Annotated in this window: 23 protein-coding genes; 14 read left to right on the top strand and 9 right to left on the bottom strand. The window is 63.3% G+C overall.

Annotation, left to right across the window (positions count from 1 at the left end):
* The first annotated feature begins 116 nt into the window (after positions 1–116).
* From minC to minE, 3 genes are read left to right on the top strand one after another with little or no spacing between them, the layout of a single operon-like run.
* Positions 117–824: a septum site-determining protein MinC gene (minC, locus tag ACO076_RS13685; protein ID WP_421723391.1), complete on the top strand. Its 708-nt coding sequence runs from the start codon at positions 117–119 to the stop codon at positions 822–824.
* A gap of 19 nt (positions 825–843) precedes the next feature.
* Positions 844–1,656, top strand: coding sequence for a septum site-determining protein MinD (minD, locus tag ACO076_RS13680; protein WP_421723390.1), 813 nt, complete (start codon positions 844–846; stop codon positions 1,654–1,656).
* Complete coding sequence (minE, locus tag ACO076_RS13675; protein WP_421723389.1) at positions 1,656–1,919, top strand: cell division topological specificity factor MinE; 264 nt, start codon at positions 1,656–1,658, stop codon at positions 1,917–1,919. The genes minD and minE overlap by 1 nt, the downstream gene beginning before the upstream one ends.
* Positions 1,920–1,956: 37 nt before the next feature.
* Here the strand turns inward: minE and ACO076_RS13670 are convergent, their stop codons facing one another.
* A complete protein-coding gene (locus ACO076_RS13670; RefSeq protein WP_421723388.1) occupies positions 1,957–2,217 on the bottom strand; it encodes a hypothetical protein in 261 nt (86 codons plus the stop codon).
* A 420-nt stretch (positions 2,218–2,637) separates the two neighbouring features.
* Here ACO076_RS13670 and ACO076_RS13665 point away from each other — a divergent pair, with 420 nt between their 5' ends.
* Positions 2,638–3,273 (top strand): MarC family protein, encoded by a 636-nt coding sequence (locus ACO076_RS13665; RefSeq protein WP_421723387.1) that lies wholly within the window; start codon positions 2,638–2,640, stop codon positions 3,271–3,273.
* A 16-nt stretch (positions 3,274–3,289) separates the two neighbouring features.
* Here ACO076_RS13665 and ACO076_RS13660 read toward each other — a convergent pair whose 3' ends face one another.
* Positions 3,290–3,667: a hypothetical protein gene (locus tag ACO076_RS13660; protein ID WP_421723386.1), complete on the bottom strand. Its 378-nt coding sequence runs from the start codon at positions 3,665–3,667 to the stop codon at positions 3,290–3,292.
* Between the two features lie 191 nt (positions 3,668–3,858).
* Between ACO076_RS13660 and ACO076_RS13655 the strand changes: the two genes are divergently transcribed.
* On the top strand, positions 3,859–6,921 hold the full coding sequence (locus ACO076_RS13655; protein ID WP_421723385.1) for a hypothetical protein: 3,063 nt from the start codon (positions 3,859–3,861) through the stop codon (positions 6,919–6,921).
* 120 nt (positions 6,922–7,041) lie between these two features.
* Complete coding sequence (locus ACO076_RS13650; protein WP_421723384.1) at positions 7,042–7,518, top strand: hypothetical protein; 477 nt, start codon at positions 7,042–7,044, stop codon at positions 7,516–7,518.
* A gap of 833 nt (positions 7,519–8,351) precedes the next feature.
* Here ACO076_RS13650 and ssb read toward each other — a convergent pair.
* The 4 genes from ssb to ligD form a co-directional block, all read right to left on the bottom strand.
* The gene (ssb, locus tag ACO076_RS13645) at positions 8,352–8,831 is read right to left on the bottom strand and encodes a single-stranded DNA-binding protein (RefSeq protein WP_421723383.1); all 480 of its coding nucleotides are present in this window, start codon (positions 8,829–8,831) and stop codon (positions 8,352–8,354) included.
* 196 nt (positions 8,832–9,027) lie between these two features.
* Complete coding sequence (locus ACO076_RS13640; RefSeq protein WP_421723382.1) at positions 9,028–9,963, bottom strand: C1 family peptidase; 936 nt, start codon at positions 9,961–9,963, stop codon at positions 9,028–9,030.
* Between the two features lie 225 nt (positions 9,964–10,188).
* On the bottom strand, positions 10,189–11,616 hold the full coding sequence (locus ACO076_RS13635; RefSeq protein WP_421723381.1) for a calcium-binding protein: 1,428 nt from the start codon (positions 11,614–11,616) through the stop codon (positions 10,189–10,191).
* A gap of 346 nt (positions 11,617–11,962) precedes the next feature.
* Entirely contained in the window at positions 11,963–14,491 is a 2,529-nt protein-coding gene (ligD, locus tag ACO076_RS13630; protein ID WP_421723380.1) for a DNA ligase D, read from the bottom strand.
* Positions 14,492–14,521: 30 nt separating this feature from the next.
* Here ligD and ACO076_RS13625 point away from each other — a divergent pair, with 30 nt between their 5' ends.
* Positions 14,522–15,655 carry a GNAT family N-acetyltransferase gene (locus ACO076_RS13625; protein ID WP_421723379.1) on the top strand — a complete coding sequence of 378 codons (1,134 nt, stop codon included), beginning with the start codon at positions 14,522–14,524 and terminating at the stop codon, positions 15,653–15,655.
* Positions 15,656–15,687: 32 nt separating this feature from the next.
* On the opposite strand, the gene ACO076_RS13620 is transcribed toward ACO076_RS13625, so the two are convergent.
* A complete protein-coding gene (locus ACO076_RS13620; protein ID WP_421723378.1) occupies positions 15,688–16,614 on the bottom strand; it encodes a Ku protein in 927 nt (308 codons plus the stop codon).
* A 196-nt stretch (positions 16,615–16,810) separates the two neighbouring features.
* On the opposite strand from ACO076_RS13620, the gene ACO076_RS13615 reads away from it, so the two are divergent.
* The 3 genes from ACO076_RS13615 (at position 16,811) to ACO076_RS13605 (ending at position 18,805) form a co-directional block, all read left to right on the top strand.
* Positions 16,811–17,341: a cache domain-containing protein gene (locus ACO076_RS13615; RefSeq protein ID WP_421723377.1), complete on the top strand. Its 531-nt coding sequence runs from the start codon at positions 16,811–16,813 to the stop codon at positions 17,339–17,341.
* Positions 17,342–17,494: 153 nt separating this feature from the next.
* On the top strand, positions 17,495–18,088 hold the full coding sequence (locus tag ACO076_RS13610) for an acetate uptake transporter (protein ID WP_421723376.1): 594 nt from the start codon (positions 17,495–17,497) through the stop codon (positions 18,086–18,088).
* A gap of 192 nt (positions 18,089–18,280) precedes the next feature.
* Positions 18,281–18,805, top strand: a complete 525-nt coding sequence (locus ACO076_RS13605; protein WP_421723375.1) for a cache domain-containing protein — start codon at positions 18,281–18,283, stop codon at positions 18,803–18,805.
* Between the two features lie 60 nt (positions 18,806–18,865).
* Here the strand turns inward: ACO076_RS13605 and ggt are convergent, their stop codons facing one another.
* Together ggt and ACO076_RS13595 are read right to left on the bottom strand one after the other, a co-directional pair.
* Positions 18,866–20,632, bottom strand: a complete 1,767-nt coding sequence (ggt, locus tag ACO076_RS13600; protein WP_421723374.1) for a gamma-glutamyltransferase — start codon at positions 20,630–20,632, stop codon at positions 18,866–18,868.
* Positions 20,633–20,890: 258 nt separating this feature from the next.
* Positions 20,891–21,379 (bottom strand): hypothetical protein, encoded by a 489-nt coding sequence (locus ACO076_RS13595; protein WP_421723373.1) that lies wholly within the window; start codon positions 21,377–21,379, stop codon positions 20,891–20,893.
* Between the two features lie 319 nt (positions 21,380–21,698).
* On the opposite strand from ACO076_RS13595, the gene ACO076_RS13590 reads away from it, so the two are divergent.
* Genes ACO076_RS13590 through ACO076_RS13575 form a run of 4 tightly spaced genes read left to right on the top strand, consistent with a single transcriptional unit; the run spans position 21,699 to position 25,932 of the window.
* On the top strand, positions 21,699–21,935 hold the full coding sequence (locus ACO076_RS13590; protein WP_421723372.1) for a DUF4160 domain-containing protein: 237 nt from the start codon (positions 21,699–21,701) through the stop codon (positions 21,933–21,935).
* Positions 21,916–22,215, top strand: coding sequence for a DUF2442 domain-containing protein (locus tag ACO076_RS13585; protein ID WP_421723371.1), 300 nt, complete (start codon positions 21,916–21,918; stop codon positions 22,213–22,215). The genes ACO076_RS13590 and ACO076_RS13585 overlap by 20 nt, the downstream gene beginning before the upstream one ends.
* 10 nt (positions 22,216–22,225) lie before the next feature.
* A complete protein-coding gene (gene uvrA, locus ACO076_RS13580; protein ID WP_421723370.1) occupies positions 22,226–25,354 on the top strand; it encodes an excinuclease ABC subunit UvrA in 3,129 nt (1,042 codons plus the stop codon).
* A complete protein-coding gene (locus ACO076_RS13575) occupies positions 25,351–25,932 on the top strand; it encodes a Panacea domain-containing protein (RefSeq protein ID WP_421723369.1) in 582 nt (193 codons plus the stop codon). Before uvrA ends, ACO076_RS13575 begins: the two co-directional genes overlap by 4 nt.
* Positions 25,933–25,937: the final 5 nt, after the last annotated feature.

Genomic DNA, 25,937 nt, shown 5'->3' with positions numbered 1-25,937 from the left:
TCAGGTGAACGCCGGCAAGCGACGTCAACTGATCGCTTGGAACGGCGCCCTTAACCGGGCGTTAACCATGTTGGGGCGAGATCGGATAACTGTTCATTAACTCCGGTTAACGCTCCGTGTCTCTTGCTCTTGCTGCCAGTTCGGGAATTCGTCTCGCCGGTCGGTCGTTTCTCGCATTCGTGCTGGAGCCGCAACCGCCGGTCAGCGCCTGGCTCGCCGATCTTGATGCCGTCGCCGGCCAGTCGGCCGCATTCTTCGCCAACCGCCCAGTTGTCCTCGACCTGGCGCGATTGGCACCCGACCGAGCCGAGACCGACGCCATCGTCGCCGCTCTGCACGAGCGCTCGATCCGGGTCATCGCCGTCGAGGGCGTAGACTCGGCATGGCTCGAGCCAGCGCTGGCACCGCTCGGAAGCGGCAAGCCGTCGGCGAAGGTCATCGAATTTCCCGGCAGTGGCGGGGCACCAACGGCCGAACGCCTGGCGCCGACCACCCGCGGCGGCCTGATCGTCGACCGTCCGGTGCGCTCGGGCCAGTCGATCTTCCATCCCGAGGGCGACGTGACCGTGCTCGGCTCGGTCGCTTCCGGCGCCGAAGTCATCGCCGGCGGATCGATCCATGCCTACGGAACACTGCGCGGCCGCGCGCTCGCCGGCGCGACTGGCAACACCAATGCCCTGATCTTCGCCCGCAAGTTCGAAGCTGAGTTGGTGTCGATCGACGGCAACTACCTGACCGCCGAACAAAGCCCGCCATCGGTGGTCGGCAAGCCGGTTCAGATCCGGCTGCGGGGCGATGCAATTGTGACTGAGATTCTCGACTAGCAAGGAGCACGACAAGGAGATGGGGACCGTAATCGTAGTGACTTCCGGTAAGGGCGGCGTTGGCAAGACCACGTCCTCTGCCGCGCTGGGGGCCGCCCTGGCCGAGACCGGCGACACCGTCGCGCTGGTGGACTTCGACGTGGGCTTGCGCAACCTCGACCTTGTGCTCGGCGCCGAGCGACGGGTCGTTTACGACTTCGTCAACGTCATCCAGGGCCAGGCCAAGCTGTCTCAGGCGCTCATCCGTGACAAGCGGATCGAGACCCTGCATCTGCTTGCCGCCTCGCAGACGCGGGACAAGGACGCCCTCACCGAAGAAGGCGTCGAGGACGTGGTTTCGTCGCTACGTGACTCCTTCGACTGGGTAATCTGCGACAGCCCGGCGGGAATCGAACGCGGCGCTTATCTCGCCATGCGCCACGCCGATATGGGTGTCGTCGTGACCAACCCGGAGGTCTCGTCCGTTCGAGACTCCGACCGCATCATCGGCCTCCTCGACGCCCGCACGGCCAAGGCGGAGAAGGGCGAGACGATCGAGAAGCATGTGATGATCACCCGCTACGACCCGAGCCGGGCCGACCGAGGCGATATGCTGGCGATCGATGACGTTCTGGAGATTCTCTCCCTGCCGTTGATCGGCATCGTTCCGGAGAGCCCGTCGATCCTCAAGGCATCGAACCTTGGCTTACCGGTGACGCTGGCCGATCCTGCCAGCGACTCCGCCCGCGCCTACAAGGACGCGGCCAAGCGCGTCAAAGGCGAAAGCGTCGAGATGAAGGTGCCGGTGATCAAGAAGGGGTTGTTTGGGGGTCTGTTCCGGAGGGCAGCCTGATGTTGTTGCGTTTTCTCAAACTCCGGCGTTCCGCGCCGGTCGCCCGGGATCGGCTGAAGATCCTGCTGGCGCACGAGCGGGCGATGACCGGTCGGCCGGACTTGGTCGCCGCGCTACGCGAGGAAATCCTCGAAGTCATCCGCCGCCACGTGCCGATCGATCCCGACAAGGTCAACGTCCGCACCGACCAATCGGGCGCGGTTTCGACCCTGAACGTTGATATCGAATTGTCGTTCGACACGCCGCGCGCGGCCGCGGCCTAAGTGCAAACGAAGCGCCGGCGCGGTCCGCGTCGGCGCACTACTGCCGTAGACGCGGGTCTTCCCGGTTGGGCATTTCTACCGGATAGGGCTTTCCGCACACCCAAACCCAGTATTGGATCTTCCGGCTCCAGGCGAAGCAGTTTGGCCGCGCCCACGGATTGCCGCGCCCGTCCCACGCCTGCCGGTTGGATCGGTTGTCATTGTAGTGCTTGTAGTGGCTCTTCTTCGCCTCCACCGGCGGCGCTGTCAGAGCGAAGGCGGCAGCCATCATAGCGGCCAAAGCGACGATGCGGGTCACGGAACGGGCACTCCGGTTAATCGAGTCAGCCACATCATAGCCGCCGCGCCGCGATTGGCCTATCGCGTGTGCGCCTTTTCGCGACTTTGGCTAACGACCTTGTTTGACCCGGCCCCGGGTTGGCGTCACCTAAGACCTTGATTTCGATCAAGGCCGATGATCCACCGCGCGCACACTTCTTCCGTTAACACAACGGGAGGATCGACCATGCCGGGTGATGTCGCCTTGGTCGTCGCGCTGATCCTTGGCGCGTTCGCTGCTTTTTCTTTGGCCCTGTTGTGGGCCGACCACGCGACCCGCGCACGATAAAGCGATCAGCAAACCAATATCGCTCATTAACCAGCGTTCCGGTAAAATGTTACGTTGAATCGCCGACCAACTTCGGTCGGCTCGTTTCAACGAGGAGCCGGAAGCCGGGCAATGTTCGAAAAGCCCATTCACTCTTTCCTAACGCTGTTCGTCACGGCGAACCCGATCAGCATCGTACCGCTGTTCCTCGTCGTTACAGCTGGTATGATATCCAAAGAGCGCAATGCCGTGGCGATCCGTTCGGTGCTAATCGCCACCGTCATCCTCATCGCCTTCGCTGTTGCCGGCGACAGGATCATCGCCTTCTTTGGTATCACGATCGAGGCTTTCGAGGTCGCCGGCGGCCTGCTGCTGTTCGCCACCGCCTTTCACATGATCTTTGCTTCCGAAGATCGCGGCCAAAAGGCGGCGGCGTCCGTCACCGACAGCGACCTCACCACTGTCGCCGTCTTTCCCCTCGCCATTCCAATGATGGCCGGACCGGGGGCGATTTCAGCGACCATCCTGTTGACTTCGCGGCGCGACGATTGGGTGGAGCTCGTCGGGTTGATCATTGCGATCGCCGCGCTGATGGTTTTGACCTTCCTGGTGTTGATAGCCTCTCGCCGTATCGACAACCTGATTGGCAGCGTCGGCCGCATTGTTGTCGGGCGCCTGCTCGGTGTCATCCTCGCCGCGCTGGCTATTCAGTTCATGGGAACCGGCGTCCGTACTTTCGTCGAGACTTTCTCCACCGGAACATCTTAGGCGGCTCGGCCATCGGCTAAGACGGCGGCGCCTCCAGGATCACCGTCACCACGGCCCCACCCCAGCCATGAACGCTGTCCCGGGCGTAGACCTCGACCGTCTCAGCATCGTCCGGGATCGCCACGCCGCGCAGGCTTCGGGTGAACGGCTGCTCGTTCTCGTGCGGATGAAGCAAGGTCCGGGTGCCGAGCACCGTCCCGTCCGGCAGGCGCACTTCCCACGCGTCGGCGTAATGATCCCAGCCTTCATCGGCATGGCGCACCGTCACATCGAACCGCCAGGTGCCGCCCGCCTCAGGCGTAGCCACGGCCTCGATCACGTCCGCCTCGCCGGCGAGTGCCATCGATCCCAACAGCCCGGCGAGCATCGCCGAAGCAATCGCAATCCGCCTCATCCCGCAACTCCCTTCGCTTCAATCTTCGCCGAGATTAACCGCCCCGATGGGCTTGTCCACGCGTCACTGCCACGACGCCAGCGGCTCGCCGTCACTGGCATGACGAGCGGTCGTCCCGGCCTTGCTCGAGCCACAAAGCGCCCCTAGCCCACGACCCGGGCGTCATGATCAAGCTTAGGGGAAGCTAACGGATGCCCGAAACCCTCAATGGTACATTCGACGATTTTCTCGCTGGCCTCCTGGCCTTCGAATCCGGTTGGGATCGCCCCCGCTACGAAGCCGGCATTATCCAGGACTGGCAGCTCACCCAGTGGGCCGGCGGACCCGTCACGGACTTCTTTCCGCAATACACCAGCTGGTCGCAGCTCAGCGACGCCGAATGGGAGGTCATGGCCTATCGATCGATGAACTCGTTCGGGTTCGTCGGCTTTCAGTTCGGCGAAGCGCTGCTCATCGACCTTGGTTACTACGACGACGATTTCTACTACGGCAACGGTGCCGCCGCGAACACCTGGGACGGAACCTGGACCGGCAAGAATGGCGTAGAGTCACTTGAAGACTTCATGACCGCGGCCGCTCAGAACGTCGCGATCCGCGAAGCATTCGGCCACAACCTCAAGATCATCGAAGCGGGCCTCGCCGCCGGCGGCAAGAGCCTCGACGACTATATCGGCACGACCCGCTCTTACACCCAGAACGGCGTTGAAGTCTCGGTGACCCTGACGCTCACCGGGCTGCTTGCCGGCGCCCATCTGCGCGGCGCCCCGGCCACCGTCACCTATCTTCTGAACGATATCCCCAGCAACGACGAATTCGGCACGTCGATCGTTCAATATATCGACCAGTTCGGCGGCTTTGACGCGCCCGCGGTGTCCGAACTGATCGCCTATTTCGACGATCGCCTGACCGGCGACGAAGGCCTCGGATCGCCCGGCGACAACGTCGGTGGCGGCAGCGGTAACAGCGACAATGGCACCGCCAATGTCACCGCCGAAACCGCCGACGTGGTGGTGACCTGGAATTGGGGTACCAATCCGCGGGTCGAAGACTTCGACCCCGCCACCGACACGATCTTCATCGATTGGTTCAAAGTCGGCGAACTCACCATCACTGACACCAATGATGGCGTGCTCATCGGCATTCCGAGCATGATCCAGACGATCACGATCGTTGGCGTTTCTCTGGCCGACCTGTCGCCCGCCAACTTCACTGTCCTCGACGGCGCCCTGGGCGCGACGATCATGACCATGATCGGCGATGGGTTGCCCGGCGATGGCCAGGGCGACGGCGGTGATACGCCGGGCGATGGCGACAACGACGGCGCTGACGGCTCGGGCGATGGTGGCACCGACAACGGGGGAACTGGCGACAACAATGGAAGCGGTGACAACGCCGGCGGTGGCGTCGTCGATACCGGTGGCGGCAACGGCACCGCCAACGTCAGCGCGGCAACCGCCACCGTAGTCATCACCTGGATGTGGGGCCAGTACCCGGTGATCGATGGGTTCGACCCGACCGCCGACACGATCTTTGTCGACTGGTTCCACAGCGGACAAATCGAAATGAGCGAGACCACCGCGGGCGTGGTCATAGCCGCCCCCGGCAATAATCAGGCGACCACCCTCGCCGGGGTCGCCCTCGCCGATCTGTCCCCGGCCAACTTCACCGTCATGGATGCCACCCTCGGCGCCGAGCTCTTCGCGGTGATCAGCACCGGTGACGACCATGGTGATCACGGTGACGGCTCGGACGACTCCCCGGTGATGACCATGGTCACCCTCACCTCACCTTCGACAACCATCGACGATTTCGATCCGTCGAAGGATATGATCCACATCGAGGGCGGCATCACCGCCGACCGCCTGGTCGTCGCCGAAGCTAACGGCAACACAACCTTCACGGTCACCGAGGTCGGCGGCGCGCCGATCAGCACAGTCACCCTGGTCGGCATTGGCCTTGCCGACCTCGACTTGGGCAACTTCTCGATCGCCGAGCAATCGGCCCTCAACGAAGTGGCGGCGGCGCTCGGCGAAGCCATCGCCGAACCGGTCGGGACCGAGGGCAAAACCATCATCTACGACGCCGACGGCTCCAACCCGGCGCCGGTGTCGGGGATCACCCCAGAAGGTGGGGTCATCTACCGCGCCGACTATTTCGCCGACGACATTGTCGGCTTCGATCCCGCCGTCGACCGCATCGACTTCGGCGACACGTCGGTCCACAACATGATCATCACCAAGGCGCCCACCGGCGAACTGATCATCGATAATCCCTGGTGGACCGACATGCAGATCGTGACCGGCGTCGCGATCACCGATCTTGGTATCGAGACCTTCGGCGTCGTCCAGAACGAGCACTTTCGCCAGGATGTCGGCGGGGTGATGTCGTGGGAACTCGGCGTCGGACCACGCGATGACAACACCGTCTACATCCGCTCCCACGAATACGGCTCGACTACGGTGATCGACGACTTCGATCCGTCGACGATGATGATCAGCTTCCTCTACTACGGCACCCGCGAGCGGCTGTCGGTGGAGGACACTGACCAGGGCCTGGTGATCAGCACCTATCCTTCGGGCCAGACCTTCGTCTTCACCGGCCTTGAGCTCGCCGACCTCAATCCGGGCAACGTGGCGTTCCACCACGACCAGGTGATTGAGGACAATCTCGAGGTGCCGTTCGGCTTCTCCGCCAATGACGTCACTCTGGTGTCGCGGGAGGGCCTGCTCACACCGGAGGGCCCGGCAGGCCAGGTCACCGATGGGCACCAGACCCGTGTCGGCGTCGGCGCGCCGGACAGCGACACGCCGACCGACGGCGATGGGGATGGCTCCGATTCCGGCGATAGCGGCGGCGACGGTGGCAACACCGGCGGCGACGGCTCCAGCGACGGCGGGTCCGGTGGTGGCGGCTCGGGCGGCGACGGCAACCAGAACACCGGAAATGGCGAGACCGACACCCATGTCCTCACCTGGAACTGGGCCAAGACCGAAACCATCGCCGATTTTGCCGCGAGCGAAGACGTCCTCGACTTCGGTGCGCTGCCGGCCAACACGGTGGCCATCTCGGAGGTCGACGGTGATCTCCTGATCGAAGTCCTGAACAACGGCGGCCACGTCTATGTCGTCGAGGACGTTCAGGCCGAGGACTTGACCGCCGCCAACCTCTCGGCACCCGATTGGAACAGTGTGCTGACAGCGTCCGGCGGGGTCTACGACCAGCTGACCGCGCTCGGCGCCGAAGATCTGCTCTAGCCGCAGACAGCCCGGTCGGTATCGCCGGCCGGGCACCTTTGCCGCGACCCTTTGAAGTTTGCTGTAACCTGATCCGCAACCGGACCTCGGGAACAGCCGCTATCGCGCGAAGGAGGAACCATGACCGACATCGGGGCGCTGACCATCGTCGAACTTGCGGCGGTTATCGAAGGCTTCGCCACCGGGTTCGCCGCGATTTTCGCCTTCGTCGGGATCTCCATGGTCTACGTCCAGATTCGCGGCCAGCGCGCGATCCAGCGGGAGGCAACAGCGATGGGCCTGTTTCGCGAATATCTCCGGGAGGCCATCGAACGGCCAGACCTCGCCAGTCCGGACTATGATCAAATCAAGCAGCAAGGAAATCGGGCAGATATCGTCCGGTACGAACTGTTCGTTGCGAACATGCTGTATTCCTTCGACGAAGTCCTTCTGGGAACGCAATCGAAGGACTGGCGCGCGGTCGTGCGCGGTGAACTCGCCCGTCACGCCGACTACCTCCGCTCCGCGGAATTTCAGAAGCAGCGCGGCTATTACGCGCCGGAAATCACCGCGATCATCGACGCCGTCCGCGCCGACGCGCTGCCAAAACCCGCCTAGAACGGAATCTCGTCGTCGAGTTCTTCGGCATAGCTGCGCGACCCGCCACCACTGCCTTGTGGCTCCATTGGGGTTGATCGATGAAAGTCGTTGCTGTCACGAGCCTGTGGTTCGGCGATCACACGGTGATCGTCGAACCGATGTCCGCCCCGACCGACCGAGACTCCTCTTCAGCCGTCTCAACGTCCGCCGCATGGCCTAGCGCGGATCAACACACCACCAGAGCTTTTTCGCCGCAATCTTTATGGCGGCAGCCCTCGGTCGCTGGGGCAAGTGCCGATCCTATTTCACGGGACTCCCGCAGTGAATTTCGTAGTTGAAGCCATAAATGTCCGGGGTCTTGTTATAGCAGTGGCAATCCCAATGACCATCCCCGTATGTCGAAGCATCACAATATACTTTATTGGGATTCCCACTTTCTTCGTTACAGCTCAGCTTTGAATGCTCTTCGTTTGAAAACTGGGGATTTGTACACCACGCGTGAACGATTAACTCTCCCGCGCCGCCTAGTTTATGCTGAGCGGCACACGAGCTGTGAACCGCGTCGCAGGGGAGATTTTTCTCTACGCCAAATGCATGCATCGGCGCCAACAGCAGGCCTAGGAGCATGACCAAGGCCGCCCAAGCACGTCGTTGATACACCGCATGAGCGGCGATCGATTTTGATATCATTGTGTATAGTCTCCTTGAAGCTGAGCACTGAATTGGATGCTACCGAAACAAATCCAACCTGCATCCCACGGCGTTCAGCGACAATAGCCCCATACGCCCCGACCGACGAGTATCAATCGGCGGTATCAGACTTCAACGCCCCACATGGCGGCGACGGTGGTCTAGAACGGAATCTCGTCGTCCAGTTCCTCGGCGTAGCTGCGCGACCCGCCGCCTCCGCCTGACGATCCGCCGCCCTCGATCGGCGCGGCGCGCCCGAAGTCGCCCTCACTGCGACCACCACTGTCACCAGCCCGGTCGAGGAAAGTGAGATCGCCACGGAAGCGCTGGATCACCACTTCGGTTGTATAACGATCCTGACCGCTCTGGTCCTGCCATTTGCGGGTCTGGAGCTGGCCCTCGACATAAACCTTAGAGCCCTTGCGCAGATACTGCTCGGCGAGCTTGGCAAGGTTCTCGTTGAAGATGACTACGTTGTGCCACTCGGTGCGTTCCTGCCGCTCGCCGGTGTTCTTGTCGCGCCAGGATTCGGACGTGGCGATCCGCATATTGACCACCGGCGCGCCCGAATTGAGCCGCCGCACTTCCGGATCGCGGCCGAGATTGCCGATCAGAATGACCTTGTTGACGCTGCCCGCCATGGGTGCCTCTCGCTTTTTGGAATTTTGCCGACCCTAGCCGTTTCGCTTGCGCGCCGCCCCCTGAAACCGCCCGCCGTCCACAGCCTTCTTCGCCTCGCCGGGGTAACGTTTCCTTTTGAATGTTCACTTTATGTTCTCATATCGCAGCCGCGTTGTCACCCCCCCTTTCGTCCGACGGTCGGCGCCCGCCGGCGGTTCAGTAGAACCGCTCGGCGTCGACCCACTCCATCTTCAACAGCGACCAGAAATCCATCGCCAGACCGTTCAGAACATAATCATAGGGCATCCAGCCGTAGCCGGAATCGCCCCACGACAAGCCCCACGAGTTACGAAGAAGCAGCGCGCCGGTGGTGGTCTCGTTGTTGACGGTGTTGGTGATCTTGCGGCTGTCATCGTAGCCGACTGCGACGACCGCATGGCCCCATTCCGGATCGCTGTCGTGCTCGGCCTTGGTCGGCAGCGGCACGTGGCCGGGCTGGTCGCCATAGTCGAACGAGCCGTAACCCCAGAACCCGAACATCGCCGGAATGCCCAGCGCGAGGTACTTCTTGACACTCTGGACCACCTTCGCCTTGGCGACGTTCTTGCTCAGCGGATCGTGGCTGAAATATTTGACCGCCTCGAAGTTGTCGGCGACCGCGTAGACGAAGGGCGGTGGCTCGATGTCGAAGTCGCTGATGTTGTAGGGCCAGTACCGCTCGGTCGGCACGCCGCAGGTGACCAGCGCCCCCATCGCGTTGCGCAACCACGCGCCGGTGTCGCCGTTGACCCCCATGATGTTGCGCGTCGCCTTGTAGACGAACAACCGCGAACCGTCCAAATGCTTGCCGAACGCGCGGCGCTGGAAGTATTCGACGATGCCTACGGCGGCGTGGGCCGTACACGACCCGATGCTCAGCTGGTCTTCGATCGGACTGCACCACGGCCGCAGGTCGACCGAACGTGGCGGCGAGCGCAACGCCTTGGTCTTCCGCTTGCCGAGGTTCTTGGACAGCTCCTTGACGATCGGCGCGATCTTCGGGTGGCTGTCGGTGAAATCGCGCGGATCGACCATCGGCGGCACCCACCCGGTGCCCACCATATGGCCGGCCCCCGCCGGCTGGATCGTGCAATTCGACAACGTATAAGGCATGGCGCAATCCTCCCCGTCCGGTTGCTCCCGCAGCCCGCGACACTATCGCGCCCGCTCAAGGCGATTGCAACGTGAGAGGCCGACGCCACGACCAAACGCGTAGCCATCAGCGGGGGCCCGGTCGTCGACTAGTCCCTGATGTCGAGCAAGACTGCGCGATCGCCAGCGCCGCGCCCCGGCACCGCCATCCGGCGCGGCGCCAGGGTCACGCCGGGACGACTGCCCTCAAGCGAAAATGAAGTCGCTCGTATTGTCTAGTTCGACGTCCTTGAACAGGATCGAGTTCGACCCACCGAGATCGACGAACGTGTCGCCATCGGACACATCCAGCACAATGTCACCCGCCTCGATATCGGCATACCCGGTGAGATCGATCTTGTCCTTGCCCACCTCGAAGTCGCCGATCGTGTCATTGCCGCTGCCCTCGGCGAAGAAAAACGTGTCAGCCCCGGTCGTGACGTTCTTGGTGATTTTCTTCGCATCGCCATAAAGGATGTCATTGCCTTCACCACCGGTGATCTTGTCGTTGCCGGCGATCGTACGTTCCTTCATCTCTTCAGCGTCGCCAAACAGCTTGTCGTCACCCGCCCCCCCAAAAACCTCGTCATCCCCACCACGGCTGTTGTCTTCCATGAACTCCGCGTCACCGAAGGCCTGATCCTTTCCGGAACCGCCATCGATCTTGTCATCGCCGCCTTTGGCATTTCCGCTCATCCGGCCCGCGTCACCGGAAAGCTTGTCGTTTCCGGCCCCGCCCATAACATCGTCGTCGCCGCCTTTGACATTCTGTTTCATGTTGAAAGCGTCGCCGTACACCGAGTCCGGTCCGTCTCCCCCGCTTACTTTGTCATTGCCGCCAACAGCATTGCCGTTCATCGAGCTCGCGTCACCGAAAGCCTCATCCTTGCCGTCGCCCCCTTTGACGATATCGTTCCCGCCGCGACTATCATCAACTAAGGCTAAGGCGTCGCCGTATACTTCGTCGTCGTCAGCGCCGCCGTCCAATTTGTCATCGCCGCCCCTGGCACCGCCCTTCATCGAGCTCGCGTCACCGACGAGACTGTCATCGTTCGCCCCGCCGTTGGCGTTGTCGTCGCCTCCCTTGGTCTTGCTCTTCATTGTGAGGGCGTCGCCCCAAATGTCGTCGGTCTTGCCGCCGCCGCTGAGCTTGTCGTCACCCCCTCTGGCTTTGTCTTTCAGGTGCCAGGTGTCGCCTAGCAGATCGTCCGACTCGGTGCCGCCCTTGAGATCGTCGTCGCCCCCGCGCGCCTGGTCCCACATCTGACTAGCGTCACCCAGCAAGAAGTCCTGGCCCTTTCCGCCGCCAAGTTTGTCGTTGCCGCCCTTGGCGTTACCGTTCATGTAGTAGGCATCGCCGAACAGATCGTCGCCGCCACCACCACCACTGATGGTATCGTTCCCGCCCTTGCCACCCGAAGAGATTTTCCAGGCGTCGCCAGCCAACCAGTCGGCCTGGCCACGTCCCAGGATAATGTCATCCGCAGCGGACTGCTTGAGCAAGCCGCCCTTCTTGTCCACGTCGTACTCATTGCTGAAGGTATTGCCGCCGGTGTAAGGGTCCCCAAAGATCACGTCCGCTTTGTTCGTTCCCTTGAGACGATCCTTGCCCTTGGTTCCGATTTTCACTGCCACGATGATTCTCAGCTCCCGCTAGCCAAACTGCACTTGTCATCGCGGCCGGCCGCCCGAGCGACCGCGTTGTAGGGCATGAACCCTACCCGGTAGTGGTACCATGGGTTGCAGGGATGACAACGTTACGGTGTGTTCATCTTCGTCGCAGGGCACGGACAGGGTCAGGACCCACCGGCGCCGTGGCATCCGCGTCAGGCAACTCGATCAAACGCTGAGCCTCACGCCGTTGTCGATCAAGATCGGCGATGCGCTGAGGCGCCCGACACGTCCGGCAGCCCTCGCCCACAATGCCAATAATACCGAAGCAGACACCGCGTCCCGCTCAATGATGCGGCGCGGGCTTCCCTCAAATCGGCAGCGCCTGCTCGACGTCGAAATAGCCCGCCCAGGGGTCCGACTTCTGCCGCTTGAGCAGCGCAGCCGCGGTTTCGACCGTGGCGACCCGCGCGTCCTTGGCCCGGGCGACGCCGGCCCAGGTCATCGGCCAGGCGACCGGTGCGCCCTTGCGGGCCCGGGTCGAGTACGGTGCGATCGCGGTGGCGCCGCGGCCGTTGCGCAGATAATCGATAAAGATGCGGCCGGTGCGTTTCGCCTTGGTGGCAACGGCGAGATAGGTGTCTGGCTCGGCCGCGGCGACGGTGCGGGCAAAGGCTTCGGCGAAGTCCTTGACCGCTTCCCAGTCGTGGCGCGGTTGGAGCGGGGCAACGACGTGGATGCCCTTACCGCCGGTGACCATCGGAAATGTGGTCAGCCCAACCGCGGCAAGCCGGTCGCGGATATCGCGGGCGGCGGCTTTGACCGCGGCGAAGTCCATGCCTTCGTCCGGATCGAGGTCGAACACGAGGCGATCCGGCTGTTCGAGCGTGGCGTTGTGCGAGCCCCAGATGTGGAGCTCCAGCGCCCCCATCTGGACGCAGGCAACCAGGCCCTGCTCGTCCTCGATGTAGAGATAGAGATCGCTGCCGCGCTTCTCCTTGATGCGGATCGGCTTGAACGCCTTCGGGAATCCCGGCGAGGCGTGTTTCTGGAAGAAGCAGTCGCCGTCAGCACCATCGGGGCAGCGCACCAGGCTGAGCGGCCGGTTGGCGACGTGCGGCAGGATGCGGTCGGCGACACCAAGGAAATAGGCGGCGAGCGTTCGCTTGGTGATCCCCTGGCCGGGGAAAACCACCTTGTCGGGATGGGTGACCCGCACGCCGGCGATCTCAACCGCCTTGTCGTCACGGGCATCGTCGATGGCGACCACGGTGTCCTCCTTGCGTTTGGCCTTGGCCGGTGCGGTCGGTTTCGCCGGCGTCTCGGCGATCACCGCGGCGGCCGCCTTGTCTTTGCGCAGGCCCTTATAGCTTCCCTGGCGGACCGCGCCTTCGTCGGTGAAGCCGCGAAAGGCGATCTCGGCGACCAGCTCGGGTTTGACGAACCGCGCCTTGCGGCGGATGTCAGCCGGCACGTCGGGTGCCGCAGGGGTCTTGATCTCGCGTTTCTTCAGTTCCGGCCACAGCGTATCGAGCTCGCGCTCGCCGAAGCCGCTGCCGACCCGGCCGCGATAGGTGAGCTCCCCACCTTCGCGAGTGGCGAGCAGGATCGAGGAAAACGGCCGTCCCTTCACCGAGGAGGGCCGCCAGCCGATGATGATGAACTCCTGGCCCCAGCCACATTTGACCTTGAGCCAAGACTTGGCACGGCCCGAGCGATAAGGCGCATTGGCCCGCTTGGAGATGATCCCTTCGAGCCCCATGGCGCAGACCCGGTCGAGCATATCGCCGCCGTGGCCGACCACATGGTCGGAGTAGAACAGCGGACCGCTGCGCGGCTGATCGGCGAGCAAGTCGGAGAGCCGTGCCTTGCGCTCGGTGAGCGGTCGTTTGCGCAGGTCCTCGCCATCGAGGCTGAGGAGGTCGAACAGGTAGTAGCCGATCCCGCGTCCGCCGCCCTCGCCAAGCGCGTCCTGCAGCGCGCCGAAGTCGGTGTGGCCTTGCTTGTCGGTGATCGCCACCTCCCCATCGAGCAGCGCTGTGCGACAGGGTAGATCGATCAGCGGTCGGACGATCGGCTGGAACCGGTCGGTCCAGTCCAGCCCCCGCCTGGTATAAACGACCGCCTCACCGCCACCGATCGCGGCGATGGCGCGATAGCCGTCATATTTGATCTCGTGCAGCCAGTCGTCGCCGGCCGGCGCGGCCTCCGCCAAACCGGCGAGTTGCGGCGCCACGAATTTGGGCGGCTTGACGCCCGCCGATTGGCTCGGTGCCTTGCGGCCCTTTTTGATCGCAAAGCCGGAGTCCTTCCACTCCACGTGACCGGCCGCGATCTCAGCCATGGTCCGGCCCGAGCGTACGCTGGTCAGCGCCCGCTCGATGATCGGCTTGGACTCCTCGGTGGCGTAGGCATCCTGCTCCTTGATCAGCAGCCAGTTCTCGTTCTTCGACCGCTCGCCGCGTTTCGGCTTCATGCGCACCAGCACCCATTTGCCGCGCAGTCGCTCGCCATGAAGGATGAACTTAAGATCGCCCTTGGCGAGACCGGCTTCGGGGTCGCCGACTGGCTCCCAGGTCCCCTCGTCCCACAGCATCACCGTGCCGCCGCCATACTCCCCCTTGGGGATCGTCCCTTCGAAATCACCATAGTCGAGCGGGTGGTCCTCGACGTGAACGGCGAGGCGCTTGTCGTGCGGATCGTAGCTCGGTCCGTTGGGAACCGCCCACGACAGCAACACGCCATCGAGTTCGAGACGGAAGTCGAAGTGGAGCCGGGTCGCGTCGTGCTTCTGGATGAGATAACGGTGACCGCCGCTGGCCCGATCCTCGTCGCCGCTCGGCTCCGCCGTTTTCGTGAAGTCGCGCTTGGCGCGGTAGGTCCTTAGGGAATCGGCCATGGGTCACGGGACTGGTTGAAAAGGGATCGAATGCCCGATAGCGAGTTTACCGCAGGCGACGTTATCGCGCTGCTTCGGCAGTTGGCGGATGCCGAAATCGAGATCATCGTCGATGGCGGCTGGGCCGTGGATGCCGTCCTCGGTCGCCAGACACGACCCCATCGTGACCTCGACATCGCCATCCGCCATTCAGACGTTCCCCGGTTGCGGACGTTACTGGAAGCCCAAGGCTACCGCGATAGCCCGCGCCCGGACACCACCGCGTTCAACTTCGTGCTTGAAGATCCCGACGGCCGCGCCGTGGATGTCCACACCTACGAGTTCGACTCAGCCGGCAACCATATCGACGGCCTGCCGTATCCGATCGACTCACTCAACGGTCGGGGGATCATCGACGGCCATCCGGTGCGCTGCATCACACCGGAGTGGCTCGTCCGCTTCCACACCGAGTACGAGCCGGACAAGACCGACTTCCGGGATGTCCGCGCCCTGTGCGAGGCGTTTCATATTCCCTTGCCGAAAATGTATGAGAAGTTCCTTGAGTTGCCGCCCTCTCTCCCACGTTCAGCGGAGCGGTTAACGGCGGCCATCGACCGATCCCTTGCCACTCCGGCCCCGCAAGAGACCGAAGCCTTGCTCATTCGTGTTGCCGACTCCAATGATCTCGACGCCGTCATGACCGTTCAGCGCGCCGCCTTCGGCAGCAACGTCGAGGCCGAACTCACCCGTGATCTGCTCAACGATCCGACGGCTGACCCGACTGTCTCCTTGCTGGCCGTCGAGGACGACGAACCAGTGGGCCATATCCTGTTCTCCAAGGCTCGCGTCGGCGAACGCGAAACACCGGCGACGTTGCTGGCACCGCTGGCCGTCGTCCCGGCGAGGCAACGCCGCGGCATCGGCGGTGCCCTGATCGCCACCGGTCTCGCCGCCGTCACCCGGTCGGGCGCCGATCTTGCTTTCGTCCTCGGCCATCCCGACTACTACACCCGCCACGGCTTCGCGCCGGCTGGTCGACTTGGCTACGAGGCACCCTACCCGATCGCCGAAAAAGATGCCGACGCATGGATGGTGCAGAGCCTCGGCAACGCTCCCCGGCGGCTGCCGACCGGCCGGGTCACGGTCGCGGACGCAATCAACCGGCCCGAGTACTGGCGGGAGTGACGGTCGGCGCCAGCGACGAGTAGCGTCGGCCGTTAGGCGGCCCGCCGCCCGCGAGTCCCGGTTTTCTTGGCCGCCGGCTTGCGGGTTCGGGTGCCCGATTTGGCGGTCGTCTTTTTTGCCGGCTCCTTCTTGGCCGCCGGCTTCTTGGCGGAGGCGGCCGCCTTCTTGGTGGTCGTGGTCTTCTTGCCGCCGACACTCTTCTTCAGCGCCTCCATCAGGTCGATGACCTTGGCGCTGATCTGCGGCTCCTCGATCTCGTCCGGCGGACGGTTTTCGATCTTGGCATCGATCAGCCCGCGCAGCGCCGCTTCGTAAGGATCGCTGAACGCTTTCGGATCCCACGGCTTGCTCTTGCGGTCGATCAGTTCCTCGGCAAGCGACAGCAGTTCCGGCGACGGCTCCTCGTCGGGCACGTCGGCATAATAGCCGTCCGGCTTGTGGACCTCGTCGGCATAGCGCAGCGTTTCGATCATCAGGCCCTTGCCGCTCGGACGCAGCGCGACCAGGTTGGAGTGGCCGCGAGCGACGATGTGGCCGATGCCGACCTTGTTGGTTGCCCTCAGCGCATCGCGCAGCACGACATAAGCCTCGCTCGCCGTCTCGTCGTCTTCAGGCGAGACGTAATACGGCTTCTCGGCATAGAGCAGATCGATCTCGTCAGCGTCGACGAACTGGATCAGATCGAGCGTCCGTTTGGCCTCCAGCTTGACGTCGTTGATCTCGTCCTCGGTGAAGAGCACATACTTGCCCTTCTCCACCTCATAGCCTTTGACGATATCCTCGGGCGCCGCCTCGCCGACACCGGGCACCACCTTCTGGTACCGGATGCGCTTGCCGCTCGGTTTGTGAATCTGGTTGAAGCTGATCCGCCCGGCGGACTTCGAGGCCGGGAACACCTGGACGGGAATGGAAACGAGCGCCAGCCTGATCTGACCTTGCCAATACGCGCGGGCGGCCATTGTCTCTCCTCGTACGCCTACTCCACCGGGGCCGAGGCCCTCGAGCGTGTTCAAACTGTCATTTTATGCGCAATGAACCTAACGGACAAATAACGATTGGCGCGATTTCTTTGTTCTATTTTTGTTCCACTTGATTTGCACCCGCCCCACTCCGGATGATAGCGGTCCGGTTCGCCACGCAAAAAAGGCTACTCGCATGCGCGCCTCCCTGACCGCCGTTGCCGCCCTCGTCATTGGCGCCGCGCCGGCCGCCGCCGCGGACAACAATCACGCCACACCCCAGGAGATCATTGACAAGGTCCACGAGGCCGCCGCGTACCTTGCCGATGTCGGCGATGTCGGCCTGCCCACCTTCGCCGAAGCGAACTCGCCCTTCGTCTGGAAGGACACCTATGTCTTTGTCCTCGACTGCTCCGCCGACCTCACCGTGTCGCATCCGGTCAACAGCAACATCGGACGGCCGGTATCGACCTTGAAGGATGTCAATGGCAAGCCGTTCGGGAAATTGATGTGCGAGGCGGCCGCCAATCCGGACGGCGGTTGGGTCGAGTACATGTGGCCGCGCCCGGTCGAGGACAAAAGCGACGACGCGCTCGAAGAAGCGAGCACCCCGTCACGCAAGGTCACCTACGTGATGACCGTCCCTGATCGGCCCTATCAGGTTGGCGCCGGCGACTATGACGACACGCTGACGGTAGACCAGCTCGACAAGCTGCTGACCGAGTGATGTCTCAACTCGGCCCCCTGACAGCCCACGCCTGAGCGTCGATACCGTTGATCAACCGCAAGGCGCGTCGAGCTTGACCTGCTAGCTTCGTCGAGGTCGGCGGCTGTCGCTGTGCGCCCAGTCGTCGACGAAAGTATGATCGGTGAGAGTGTTATGTCGGCAGCCAACGTGTCGGGGGAGCCAAGTCGGACGATCGTGGCGGATACAACGGCCAACCCGGCACCGCTTGGTTTGAGCGCTTTCGGCCTGACAACGATTCTCCTCAACTTCCATAACGCCGGGTTCTATCCGCTCGACGCCATGATCCTCGCGATGGGTGTGTTCTACGGCGGTCTGGCGCAGGTGCTGGCCGGTGTCATGGAATGGCGCAAGGGCAACACCTTCGGCACCACCGCGTTCACTTCTTACGGCCTGTTCTGGCTCAGCCTCGCGGGTATTCTGATCGTTCCCGACCTCGGCATCGGCACCGCTCCGGGTCCGGCTGCAATGGCGACCTACCTCGCCATCTGGGGGCTGTTCACCGCGGTTTTGTTCATCGCAACCTTCAAGCTGACCCGCAGCCTGCAGGTCGTGTTTCTGACGTTGACGATTCTGTTTGGCTTGCTCGCCTTGGCCAATGGCACCGAGAGCGAAATGGTCCTGATGATCGCCGGCTACGAGGGCATCCTCTGCGGCGCGGTCGCCGTCTATACCGGCCTGGGCCAGGTGCTGAACGAAATCTACGGCCGAACCGTTTGCCCGCTATAGGCCAAGCCTTGCTGTAGCCGCATTATCGGCGCACCGGCCCAGCACCATTTCACCTCGCCGACTTAGCGGCCATCCGCTGGCACGCCTGCGCTGAAAACGCTTTGCGCGGCATCAACCGAAAACAGCAGATCGATGTGGTATCCTTGGCATCTGTGCAGCAGAGTAGTCTGTCTATTTGAGGGAGCGAGACTGATGGGCGTTCGGTTGACCGCGACAATCCTGCTGGCTGTTGGCGTGACGGCCGGCGCCGCCCACGCCGACGAGCCGGCAACGCCCGAGGAGGTTGTCGCCAAGGTCCGCGAGGCGGCCGCGCATCTTGCCGAGAACGGCGAGCCGGGATTGGTCATTTTCGACCAGGCGGAGTCACCGTTCGTATGGAAGGACACCTATGTGTTCGTCTACGACTGCTCGGCTGACACTATCGCTGCACATCCGATTGCCGGAACCAAGGGTTTGGCCATTTCGACTCTCGCCGATGTTGATGGCGTCCCGTTCGGCCGCCTGTTGTGCGAAGCCGCAGCGGCCGGCGGCGGCTGGGTCGAGTACAAGTGGGCGGAGCCGATTGCCGATCCGGGCGCCGACCAACTCGCCGCCGGCGACCCGTCGCGCAAGGTCGCTTTCATCGCCGCAGTGCCTGGCCAGCCCTATCAGGTCAGCGCGGGCGTCTATGACGACACACTGACCGCCGCCGACCTCAAAAGCCTCATCGCCGAATAGGGCGAACGCAACCGATCAACGGTGAAGCGACCCGGCCGAAGGCGCATCGCCTGGCCGGCATCAATGCCCGACCGCAGCGCCGGTCGGTCGCCGATTGTCGCTGTGGCCAAGGCGGGTGCCTTTCCGTGCCCGGCTGAACACCATGGTGTCCTGAACGAACTGCGCCTGGATCTCGTGGCCCTCGCCTCCCTCGGCGATGCTGATTGCCTGGGCCGCGCCCCACGGCCGCTGCTGAACGATCGTGTAGCCCATCGCCTCGAGCGCCGCTTTCGTGTCGGCTGAAAGTGCAAACGGTTCCATATAGACCTCATCGGGCATCCATTGGTGATGAATCCGTGGCCCCGCGACCGCGGCCGAAATCGTCATCCCATGGTCGATCACGTTCATGATCGTCTGCGCCACGATACTGATGATGCGCACCCCCCCTGGGCTGCCGAGCACCATGGCGACATCCCCGTCCTTGGTGACGATCGTGGGCGTCATCGAGCTGAGCGGCCGCTTGCCGGGTGCGATGACGTTGTTCGCGCCCTGGATCAAGCCGCCGGCGGTCGGCTCGCCCGGCGCGATGGTGAAGTCGTTCATCGTGTTGTTGAGGAAGAAGCCTGTGTCCCCCGCGATGACGCCGGCGCCGAAGAAGTAGTTGACGCTGGAGGTCAACGCCACCGCGTTACCGTCGCGGTCCATCACGGAAAGATGCGTCGTTTCGGTTCCTTTGGAAGGTGCGATCCCAGGGGTCATGCCCTTGGACTGTCCCGCCTTACCTGGTTCGATTTTCGCCCGGATCGACGCCGCGTATGCCTTCGACGTCAGTTGCTCGACCGGATTATGGACAAAGTCCGGATCGCCGAGCAGAAAGTTCCGATCGACAAAGGCATGACGCAGCGCCTCGACGATGACGTGGATGCCGGCGGCCGAGTGGTAGCCGAGGTCGTCCAGCGAATACCCTTCGACGATATTGAGGATGAGGCAGAGCGTTGTCCCGCCGGAGCTCGGCGGTGCGGCGGCGGCAATCCTATAGCCGCGATACGTACACGCGACCGGCGTCCGCTCCTCCACCGTGTACGACTCGAAGTCGGCCATCGTCAGGATGCCGTCATTGGCCGAACTGGCGGCGACGATCGCCTCGGCGATCGGCCCCTTGTAAAAGGCATCCGATCCGTTCTCGGCGATCGCCTCCAGCGTAGCGGCGAGGTCAGTCTGGACCAGCCGGTGTCCGACTGGCCACGGCGCACCGTCGTTAAGAAAGATCGCAGCCGCGTTCGGCTGCTTGAGAATCTTGTCGGTCCGGATCGTGAGATAATCGACGTCGCTTTGCCGGAGCGCGAAGCCGTATCGCGCCAGGTTGATCGCCGGGGCCATCACCTCTTGGCGGCTCATCGTCCCGTATTTGGTGAGCAGAGTATCAAGACCGAGGACCGTGCCGGGGACCGCGACGGCCGTGTACCCTTCGATGCTCTCCTCCGAAACCACCTTGCCGTCGCTGCCGATGTACATGTTGGCGGTCGCGGCTTGAGGCGCCTTTTCCCGGAAGTCGATGAAGATCTCGCGGCCGTCGGCTAATCGGATCGTCGCGAATCCGCCGCCGCCGATATTGCCGCAGCAGGGATAGACAACCGCCAGCGCGTAAGACGCCGCCACGGCCGCGTCGATGGCGTTGCCGCCGTTCTCAAGGATGCGGTTGCCCACCTCGGCCGCCAGGTGCTGACCGCTCACCACCATGCCGTGATCGCCGCGCACCGCCGGTGGCGCGATCGCCTGGGACACGGACACGAAACTGACCAATGCGGCCGCCGCGATGGCGGCCGAGACGGCATGTCGGGTTGTCACGATTCAGCTACTCCATTTCGATCGCGGCAACCCGCGATCGGCTCGATAAAGGTGAAATTTGATGTCATCGACAGCTCGGCGGTCAAAACGACATACAGTCTCTCGGCTGGACAAAAAGAACTTGCAAGAGCCGAGTATGCATGCGGCCACCCAATGATCTCATCGGCTGTCGTTGGCGGCCGCCGCCCCGCGAAGACGATCCCACCACCTGATCCCGCCGACGCCGAGCAATACCGAGACGACATCATCGCAGCCCGATCAGCGCCGTTCGAGAATGACGCGGCCGGCGAGCGCGTGCTCGCCGGACTCCCACAACATGCAGTGCATGGTATTTTCCGCCACGAGCGTACACTGGTAGTGCGTCGTGTCCCCGATGTCGCTGAGCACGACCGACGTCCCGTCCCAGCCGACGACGCCGACCAGCGGTAGCCGCTGATCGGTGATCGGTTCGGACCCGTGTCTACCCTCCTGGGCGCCTCCAATGGCGACCGATAACTGATGCGCCTCGAACACCGCGCCGACCTGTCCGGAGATTTCGATTTGCCCGATAGCGTAGTCTTGGGGAAAGACGTTGATCGCCCCGTCCCAGTAGCGCACCTGACCGTCGGCCTTGATCCAGATCCCTTCAAGATTAGGCACGGCCTCGTCGGCGCTCGCCGACAAGCAGGCCCCCGCACCAACGATGAGTGCCGCCAAGCCAAGCCGCCGCACAAAACCGTGCTTTGGAATCGAAAACAGTTTGGTCATTACGGTCCCCCGAGTTCAAACCGGCGCGTCGCGGATCGCCAGGTGACCGAGGTATATCATGAGGCCGAATGGATGCTCAGCCCAGCATTTGTACCTCTTTTGTTCTTGTTTCGCTTGGCATTGTCTGTCAGCATCTTTGCCTGACTCGGCCGTTACCGTTGGACGAACGCAAGGTCGCGCTTGTCTGAACGCCGCAACGGCATAAGTTGGAGCGTGCGGCTCACGCCGCATCCCCCACGGACGAGACCATGGCGAAGACCAGCCTCCCCGCGAGCAAGTTCATTTCCGTTCGCTGTCGCAAGTGCCTCGGAGGCGGGCGATGCCTACGGTGTTGAGGCTTGGGCCATATCGTTTGTTTTTCTATTCTGCCGATGGCGGTGAGCCCCCGCATGTCCACGTCGAGCGTGACAACAACGTTGCGAAGTTTTGGATTGATCCGGTGCGTCTTGTGACCAGTGGGGGCTTCCGGCGTAAGGAACTTAGGGAAATCGAACAACGCGTCGGTGAGCATGAACCGACGCTCTTGGAGGCATGGCATGGCTTTTTCGGCCACTGAGGCGCGTCACCCAAGTGCTCTTGGTGTGACTGTGACCGACGAAACGCTGAGTGTCGATCTGTCCGATGGGCGAACGATCGCCGTGCCGTTGGCTTGGTATCCGCGCCTCGCCCACGCGACCCCGGCAGAACGGGCCAACTGGCGGCTGATCGCGGATGGCGACGGGGTACACTGGCCTGACGTTGACGAAGACGTCTCCGTCTCCGCGCTTCTTGCTGGCAAAGGATCGGCCGAGAGCCAGGAGTCCTTGCAGCGATGGCTGGAGTCGCGAACAGGTTGACCGCCGGATCATGAGCAGCAAGTCCATCTCCGTTCGCGGCGCCCGCGAGCACAACCTCAAGAACGTCGATCTCGACCTTCCGCGGGACGAGCTGATCGTGCTCACCGGCCTGTCGGGCTCCGGCAAGTCGTCGCTCGCCTTCGACACCATCTATGCCGAGGGCCAGCGCCGCTACGTCGAGAGCCTGTCGGCTTATGCCCGTCAGTTTCTCGAGATGATGCAGAAGCCGGACGTCGACCAGATCGACGGGCTGTCGCCGGCGATTTCGATCGAGCAGAAGACGACCAGCCGCAATCCCCGCTCGACGGTCGGTACCGTCACCGAGATCTACGACTACATGCGGCTCCTGTTCGCCCGGGTCGGGGTCCCCTATTCGCCGGCCACCGGCCTGCCGATCGAGAGCCAGACGGTGAGCCAGATGGTCGACCGGATCATGGCGCTGCCGGAGGGCACCCGGCTCTATCTGTTGGCGCCGATTGTGCGCGGCCGCAAGGGCGAGTACCGCAAGGAATTGGCCGAGCTCCTCAAGAAGGGGTTCCAGCGGGTCAAGATCGACGGCACCTTCCACGAGATCGCCGAGGCACCGGCGCTCGACAAGAAATTCAAGCACGACATCGAAGTGGTGGTCGACCGCATCGTTGTGCGCGACGACATCGCCACCCGCCTCGCCGACTCGCTGCAGACCGCGCTCGGCCTCGCCGACGGAATCGCCATCGCCGAGTTCGCGGATAGACCTCCCCCTCACCCGGTCGCCTCCGGCGACCACCCTCTCCCACCGGGGGAGAGGGACTCTCGGCCCAAACGCCGAAGCAAATCATCCATCGTAACCAAGAAAGGCGATGGCGAAGACGCCGCGCCCCCTCTCCCCTCGCGGGAGAGGGAGGGTACCGCCGAAGGCGGGGCCGGGGTGAGGGGGACTTCCCAAGAGGCGGGGACGGCCGAAGGCCGGACAGGGAAAAAAGAGACCCTCCCCACCCGCATCATCTTCTCCGAAAAGTTCGCCTGCCCGGTCTCCGGCTTCACCATCCCGGAAATCGAGCCGCGGCTGTTTTCGTTCAATAACCCGTATGGCGCCTGCCCGACCTGCGATGGCCTCGGCTTCGAGCGCACCGTCGATCCCGCGCTGGTCGTCCCGGACGAGACCCTCAGCCTCCGCCAGAATGCCATTGTCCCGTGGGGCAAGTCCCAGTCGCCGTACTATCTCCAAACCCTGGAGGCGCTGGCCCGCCACTACAAATTCTCGCTCGACGCCAAATGGTCGAAGCTGCCGGCGAAGGCCCGCCAGGCGATCCTCTACGGCACCGGCAAGGACAAGGTCCGCTTCGTCTATGACGATGGCCTCAGGAAATACGAGACCACCAAGACCTTCGAAGGGGTGATCCCGAACCTCGAGCGCCGCTGGAAGGAGACCGACTCCGCCTGGATGCGCGAGGAGATCGAGCGCTACCAGTCGGCGACGCCATGCGCCGCCTGCGACGGCTACCGCCTCAAGCCCGAGGCGCTGGCGGTCAAGCTCGACGGCCTGCACATCGGCGAAGTCGCCAACTTCTCCATCCGCCGCGCCAACCAGTGGTTCGCCGACCTGCCCGCCACCTTGACCGACAAACAGAACGAGATCGCCGGCCGCATCCTCAAGGAGATCCGCGAGCGGCTGCAATTCCTCGTCGATGTCGGCCTCGACTATCTGACGCTGAGCCGCAACTCCGGCACCTTGTCGGGCGGCGAGAGCCAGCGCATCCGCCTCGCCTCCCAGATCGGCTCCGGCCTCACCGGCGTGCTCTATGTTCTCGACGAGCCCTCGATCGGGCTGCACCAGCGCGACAACGCCCGTCTGCTCGAGACGCTGAAGCACCTGCGCGACCTCGGCAACACCGTCATCGTCGTCGAGCATGACGAGGACGCGATCCGCGAGGCCGACCATGTGGTCGACATCGGCCCGGCCGCCGGCATCCATGGCGGCACCATCGTCGCCGAGGGCACCCCGGCCGAGATCATGGCGAGCCCGCAATCGCTGACCGGGCAGTTCCTGTCGGGCACACGCTTCATCGATGTGCCGGCGCTGCGCCGCCCGCCACAGAAGGGCAAGGCGCTGAGGGTGATCGGCGCCACCGCCAACAACCTCAAGAACGTCACCGCCGAGATCCCGCTGGGTCTGTTCACCTGCATCACCGGGGTCTCCGGCGGCGGCAAGTCGACCCTGCTGATCGACACCCTCTACAAGGCCGTCGCCCGGCGGCTGAACGGCGCCCGCGATGCGCCGGCGGCGCATGAGCGGGTCGAAGGGCTCGAATATCTCGACAAGGTCATCGACATTGACCAGTCGCCGATCGGCCGCACCCCGCGCTCCAATCCGGCGACCTACACCGGCGCCTTCACCCCCATCCGCGAATGGTTTGCCGGCCTGCCGGAGGCCAAGGCCCGCGGCTACGCCCCGGGGCGGTTTTCGTTCAACGTCAAGGGCGGCCGCTGCGAGGCCTGCCAGGGCGACGGCGTCATCAAGATCGAGATGCACTTCCTGCCCGATGTCTACGTCACCTGCGACGTCTGCCAGGGCAAGCGCTACAACCGCGAGACCCTGGAGGTCACCTTCAAGGGCAAGTCGATCGCTGATGTCCTCGACATGACGGTGGAGGAAGCCAAGAGCTTCTTCTCCGCCGTGCCGGCGATCCGCGACAAGATGGAGACGCTCGACCGGGTCGGCCTTTCCTACATCCATGTCGGCCAGCAGGCGACGACGCTGTCCGGCGGCGAGGCCCAGCGGGTCAAACTGTCGAAGGAGTTGTCGAAGCGCGCCACCGGCCGCACCCTCTATATCCTCGACGAGCCGACCACCGGCCTCCACTTCGCCGATGTCGAGAAGCTGCTTGAGGTGCTGCACGAGCTGGTCGAGCAGGGCAACACCGTCGTGGTGATCGAGCACAATCTCGAGGTGATCAAGACCGCCGATTGGATCATCGACCTCGGACCCGAGGGCGGCGACGGCGGCGGCGAGATCGTCGCGGCCGGGACCCCGGAGGACATCGTTAAGGTCAAGCGCAGCTACACCGGCGCGTTCCTGAAACCGGTCCTCGCCCGCGCCAAGGCCGGGCGCAAACGCCGCCGCTCAGCCGCGAGTGCGGCCAAGGTGGCGGCGGAGTGAATGAGTTTTCCACCGTTGTCGCTATGGGACATGACAGATCGCCCAAAATTGATATCTTGTCCGAGGGGGATCGAATGTACGAGGCGCGCAAGATAGCCAATTTCTTATTGGCGCACTATGACGCTGATCGATTCGACCTCTCTAACCTCCGGATGAACAAGCTGCTGTATTTTATTCACGGTTGGGGGCTGGTGGAGCTTCACCGGGGCCTTGTCCGCAACCACTTTGAGGCATGGCAGCTAGGCCCGGTTGTTCGATCAGTATACCAAGCGTTCAGGTGCCACGGCGACAAGCCGATTTCAGAACCTGCTTGCTATTTCGACTATTCGACGGGAGACAACAGATCAATTCCTTATGATGACATTCATGCAAAACATCGCCTTCTGGTGCAATCGGCATTCGAGGCCCACGCCGCTCACTCGACGGCCGACCTTGTCGCAATGACCCACGAACCGGGAGGCCCTTGGAGTCAGGTGATCGCAGCAAATTCATCGCAAAACACACGAAGCACGAGAATCCCCGATCCGATGATCAGAGACTATTTCCTGTTGAAATGGGGCGGTGGACGGCGGCACTAGGTTGC

This window comes from Bauldia sp., from assembly GCF_965232525.1.
Classification (GTDB): Bacteria; Pseudomonadota; Alphaproteobacteria; order Rhizobiales; family Kaistiaceae; genus Bauldia.
Note: the sequence above shows the minus strand (reverse complement) of the source record. Positions and strands in the feature narration are given on the sequence as shown.